1 protein-coding gene is annotated in these 373 nt (G+C 35.7%); it reads left to right on the plus strand.

Annotated features, from left to right (window positions below; all coding sequences use genetic code 11):
• The first annotated feature begins 70 nt into the window (after nucleotides 1–70).
• A complete protein-coding gene (locus ACIR131C_RS0108590) occupies nucleotides 71–367 on the plus strand; it encodes a hypothetical protein (RefSeq protein WP_051347516.1) in 297 nt (98 codons plus the stop codon).
• The last annotated feature ends 6 nt before the right edge of the window (nucleotides 368–373 follow it).

Genomic DNA, 373 nt, shown 5'->3' on the forward strand with positions numbered 1-373 from the left:
ATAGAGGCGGGATTTCCCCGTCCTGGAAGTTTAGGAATTTAGGTAAAAATATTCACAAATAACTCAAGTTATGAATACAGACGTTTTGCATTTTTTACAAGAATCACATAAACAGGATTTGGAAACAATCACTCAAATTTTGGTTGATATAACTAACCGTAATCCTGAAGAAATTAAACCATATTTAGATAGAATACTAACGCAATTGGTAAAACCGCAACAAGAAACTCAGGTTGATGAAACTGCTACTCCAGAACAAAAGATAGCTGCATTTCAAGCATGGGTAGAGAGTCACAAAAATCTGAATTTCCCAAACCTTTCTGATGAAGCAATCAGCCGAGAAAGTATTTATGGTGACAGGGGTTAAATGCCT

The sequence above is a fragment of the Dolichospermum circinale AWQC131C genome, assembly GCF_000426905.1.
Lineage (GTDB): Bacteria > Cyanobacteriota > Cyanobacteriia > Cyanobacteriales > Nostocaceae > Dolichospermum > Dolichospermum circinale.